This is a genomic window from Micromonospora sp. NPDC005710 (genome assembly GCF_040630995.1).
Taxonomy (GTDB): Bacteria; Actinomycetota; Actinomycetes; order Mycobacteriales; family Micromonosporaceae; genus Micromonospora.
In genome coordinates, this window is record NZ_JBEXYP010000021.1 from 34,539 (window position 1) to 38,237 (window position 3,699).

General features: G+C 73.3%; 2 protein-coding genes. Both read left to right on the top strand.

The features are described from left to right. The coding region (locus ABZ406_RS24575) for a hypothetical protein (protein WP_357765953.1) at positions 1-277 on the top strand (277 nt) is incomplete at its 5' end. Between the two features lie 575 nt (positions 278-852). Next, a complete protein-coding gene (locus tag ABZ406_RS24580) occupies positions 853-3,687 on the top strand; it encodes a Na+/H+ antiporter subunit A (RefSeq protein ID WP_357765956.1) in 2,835 nt (944 codons plus the stop codon). The last annotated feature ends 12 nt before the right edge of the window (positions 3,688-3,699 follow it).

The following is a 3,699-nucleotide window of genomic DNA, read 5'->3' on the forward strand; positions in this document are numbered from 1 at the left end:
CAGCCTGCTCGCCGCAGCCTGCTCGCCGCAGCCTGCTCGCCGCAGCCTGCTCGCCGCAGCCTGCTCGCCGCAGCCTGCTCGCCGCAGCCTGCTCGCCGCAGCCTGCTCGCTCGGCTTGCTCGCTCGGCTCGGTCCGCCCGCCGACTCGCTCGGTCCGCTCGGCTCGGCCCGGCCCGCCCGGCTGAGCCCGACCCGCTCTGACTGCCCCGCGATCATGGAGTTGTGGTGGGTGATAAAAACCCCATGCAAAGCCAAACCAGGCACCACAACTCCATGATCGACGAAGCCGAGGTGCCTGCCCCCGCGATCTTGCACTTACTGTCGCGGCATAACGGGCATTCCGCGCATCTCGACGACCGAAAGTGCAAGATCGGCGCGGGCGGGGAGGCTGTGGGGGTTGCGCGGGCGCTGGAGCGGGCGCGAAAGCGGGAGCGCGACCCGGGCGGGACCGGAGCGAGGACTGGGGCGGGGCCGGGGAGGGGCGGGACCGGGCGCGACCGTGAGCGGGGCGCGAGCGGGACGGGGCGCGACCGCGAGTGGGGCGGGGCGCGAGCGGGACGGGGCGCGACCGCGAGTGGGGCGGGGCGGGGCGCGAGCGGGACGGGGCGCGACCGCGAGCGGGGTGGGGTGAGGCGCGAGCGAGGCGGGGCCGGGGCCGGGGCCGGGGGCGTAGGCGCTTAGGGCGGGGCCGCGAGCGGAGCGTAGGGCTGGGGTGGGCCTGGGGGGTTGGGGCGGTTTGCGAGTTGGTGGGCGAATTCCGGCAAAACCGCCCGGCGCGGAACGAACTGGCGTCTGATCGCTGCTAGGCGCCACCGCTGCCACGGGCGTCGGCCATGTCGATCGGGAGCGCAGGTGCTGGTACTGCTCATCCTTCACCTCGTGGCGGCTCTCGCCGCGCCCCTGCTCGTTCGCTGGTGGGGTCCGCGCGCGTGCTACCCGCTGGCGGTCGCGCCGGCTGCCGCGTTCTGCTGGGCGGTGGCCCGCACCCCTGCCGTCGCGCACGGCGGGGCGGTGGTCGAGACGTACCCGTGGATTCGGCAGTTGGGCCTCGACATCGCGTTCCGGCTCACCACGCTCTCCTGGCTGATGACGCTGCTGATCGGCGGTGTCGGCGCGCTGGTGCTGGTTTACAGTGCCCGCTACTTCAGCGCCAACTCCCTGGGGATGGCGCAGTTCGCCGCGGTGCTGGTCGCGTTCGCCGGTGCGATGCTCGTCCTGGTGTTCGCTGACGACCTGCTGCTGCTCTACGTCGGCTGGGAGCTGACCACGATCTTTTCGTACCTTCTGATCGGGCACAGCACCGAACGGCGGGCCAGCCGTTGGGCGGCGGCGCAGGCGTTGACAGTCACCACGCTGGGCGGCCTCGCCATGCTCGTCGGCTTCATCATGCTTGGGGAGCACGCCGGCACCTACCGCTGGTCGCAGATCAGCGCGGAATCGCTGCCCGGCGGCGGGTACCTGGTGGGCGCCGTGCTGCTGATCCTGGCCGGCGCGCTGTCCAAGTCGGCGGTGCTGCCGTTCAGTTCGTGGTTGCCGGTTGCGATGGCGGCGCCCACGCCGGTGAGCGCCTACCTGCACGCCGCCGCCATGGTCAAGGCCGGCGTGTACCTGGTCGGGCTGCTCGCGCCCGTACTCGCCACCGTCGGCCCGTGGCGGCCGGTGGTGCAGGTCGCCGGCGTGGCGACCATGCTGCTCGGCGGGTGGGCCGCGCTGCGCCAGACCGACCTCAAGCTGCTGCTGGCGTACGGGACTGTCAGTCAGCTCGGCCTGCTGGTCGCGGTGACCGGGTCGGGCACCCCGGATGCCGCCCTGGCCGGCACCGCGATGCTGCTGGCGCACGCCCTGTTCAAGGCGGCGCTGTTCCTGGTCGTCGGCATCATCGATCACGCCGCGGGCACCCGTGACCTGCGGGAGCTGTCCGGGCTGCGGCACTGGTCCCGGCCGCTGTTCGTGGTCGCCGTGCTGGCCGCGGCGTCGATGGCGGGGGTGCCGCCGCTGGTCGGCTTCGTGGCCAAGGAGGCGGTGTTCGGGGCGTTCACCGACCAACCGGTGCTCCTCACCGGCCTGGTCGCCGGGACGGTGCTCACCGTCGCGTACAGCACCCGGTTCCTCTGGGGCGCGTTCGCCGACCGGCCGGGCGTGGCACCCGTCCCGCCGGGCTCGATCGCCGCGTCGCTGCTGGTGCCGCCCGCGGTCCTCGCCGGTGTCGGTCTGCTCGCCGGTCCGGCCGCGAGCGTGCTGGACGAGGTGCTGCGCCCGTACGCCGATCTGCTCGGCGGGGTCGACGCGCACCTGGCGCTCTGGGCCGGACCGACCCCGGCGCTCGGCCTGTCCGTGCTGGCGCTCGTCGGCGGCGGCCTGCTCTTCGCCGTGCGTGGGCCGCTCGCCCCGGTGCTGGCTCGGCTCCGGTCACCGGTGGGGGGCAACCAGGGGTACGAGTGGGTGGTGGGCCGGTTCGACCGGCTGGCCGTCGAGGTCACCAGCGCGACCCAGCGTGGCTCCCTGCCGCAGTACCTGGGCATCATCCTGGTCACCCTGGTGCTGGTGCCCGGTACGGCGATGGTGTCCGCCAGCCCGTGGCGGGCGCGGATTCCGCTGTGGGACAGCGCGCTGCAACCGGTGGTCGTGGTGGTGATCGCGGTGGCGGCGGTGCTGGCGGTCGGTGCCCGTCGCCGGTTGACCGCGATGCTGCTGGTGGGCATGACCGGCTACGGCACGGCGATGCTGTTCGTGCTGCACGGAGCGCCCGACCTGGCGCTCACCCAGTTCCTGGTGGAGACCTCGACGATCGCCGTCTTCGTGCTGGTGCTGCGTCGGCTCCCGGAGCGGTTCTCGGCCCGCCCGCTGCGCCGTACCCGGTGGGTCCGTCGGGCGATCGGGGTGGGGGCGGGGGTGGTGGCCGCCGGGCTGGCCCTCACCGCGGTGGGTGCTCGCCGGGCACCGGACATCTCCGCCGCCTTCCCGGATCTGGCGGTGGCGCACGGGTACGGCCGCAACGTGGTCAACGTGACCCTCGTCGACATCCGGGCGTGGGACACGATGGGTGAGCTGGCGGTGCTGGTGGTGGCCGCGACCGGGGTGGCCAGCCTGATCTTCGAGCGTTCCCGCACGGGCCCGCGACCGCAGCGGGTCGAGTCCGACGAGCGGGTGGGTGGACGCGGCCGGCCGGTGTGGCTGCGCGGTGGCCCGACCCTCTACGAGGAGCGGCGCTCGATCGTGTTGGAGGTGGTCATCCGGCTGATCTTCCACACCGTGGTGCTGTTCTCACTGTTCCTGCTCTTCTCCGGGCACAACGCCCCGGGGGGCGGGTTCGCCGGCGGGCTGGTGGCCGGTCTCGCCCTGGTGGTCCGCTATCTGGCCGGCGGCCGGTACGAGCTGACCGAGGCCGCCCCGATCGGCGCGGGCGCGATTCTCGGCGCCGGGTTGGCCGTGGCGGTGGGCAGCGGCGTGGTGGCTCTGCTGGTCGGCGGGTCGGTGCTGGAGAGCGCGAAGGTCGATCAGACGCTGCCGATTGTCGGCGACGCTCACCTGGTCACGTCGCTCTTCTTCGACATCGGCGTGTATCTGGTCGTGATCGGTCTGGTGCTGGACATCCTGCGCAGCCTCGGTGCCGAGGTGGACCGGCACATCGAGGCCACCGGAAGGGCCACCGGCGGGTTGGCCGTCGACAAGGGAGACCAGGCGTGAGCGCGAGGAGTG